General features: G+C 68.4%; 1 protein-coding gene. It reads right to left on the bottom strand.

What is annotated here, in order from left to right:
- A partial coding sequence (locus ACLZOT_RS49665; RefSeq protein WP_416975939.1) for a beta-ketoacyl synthase N-terminal-like domain-containing protein occupies positions 1-1,196 on the bottom strand: 1,196 nt, incomplete at both ends.

A 1,196-nucleotide genomic window follows, 5' to 3' on the forward strand; every position in this document is an offset into this window, starting at 1 on the left:
ACACTCACCGGGTTCAGCTCCGGATCGGCTTCCACGTGTGCCGCAAGCCGCCGCGCCTGCTCCCGCAGCGCCGACTCCGACCTGGCCGACAACACCCACGGCACCACCGGAGCAACAACATCCGCACCGGAGGCCGGTTCAAGCTCAGGAGCCTGCTCCAGAATCAGGTGGGCGTTGGTGCCGCTGATCCCGAACGAGGACACGCCTGCCCGCCACGGCCGGTCGACCGCCGGCCACGGTTGCTGCTCCGTCACCAACTCCACTGCACCCGCCGACCAGTCCACCTCAGGGGTCGGCTCATCCACATGCAGGGTGGGAGGCAGTTGCCCGTGCTGCATGGCCAGCACCATCTTGATCACACCGGCGACACCGGCAGCGGCCAGTGTGTGACCGAGATTGGATTTAACCGAGCCCAGCCACAACGGGCGATCCGCCGGTCGGTTCTGCCCGTAGGTGGCCAGCAGCGCCTGGGCCTCGATCGGGTCCCCCAACCGGGTGCCGGTGCCGTGGGCTTCCACCACGTCCACCTCGGCCGTGGTCAGACCAGCACTGGCCAACGCCTGCCGGATCACCCGCTGTTGAGAGGGACCGTTCGGCGCCGACAGCCCGTTCGACGCACCGTCCTGATTCACCGCCGAGCCCCGCACCACCGCCAACACCCGATGCCCCTTACGCCGAGCGTCCGACAACCGCTCCACCACCAACAACCCGGCACCCTCGCCCCACCCAGTGCCGTCAGCCGACGCGGCAAAAGACTTGCAGCGACCATCAGCCGCCAGCCCACCCTGCACGGCGAACTCGCCAAAGATCCCCGGCGTAGCCATCACTGCCACACCACCGGCCAGTGCCAGATCGCACTCCCCCGACCGCAACGCCTGTGCAGCCCAGTGCAGCGCCACCAGCGACGACGAACACGCCGTGTCCACCGTCACCGCAGGACCTTCCAACCCCAACGTGTACGCGATCCGCCCCGACAACACACTGCCCGCACCACCGGTCAGCATGTAGCCCTCAGCATCACCCGAGGCGCCCCCGACGGTCTCGTATCCCGAACCTGTCCCGCCCACGAACACGCCGGTCCTGCTGCCCTTCAACAGGCCCGGGTCGATGCCGGCCCGCTCCAGCGCCTCCCACGACGTCTCCAACAACAACCGCTGCTGCGGATCCATCGCCAACGCCTCACGCGGCGAAATACC

Origin of the sequence: Streptomyces sp. 4F14, from assembly GCF_048159485.1 — a bacterium.
Lineage (GTDB): Bacteria > Actinomycetota > Actinomycetes > Streptomycetales > Streptomycetaceae > Streptomyces.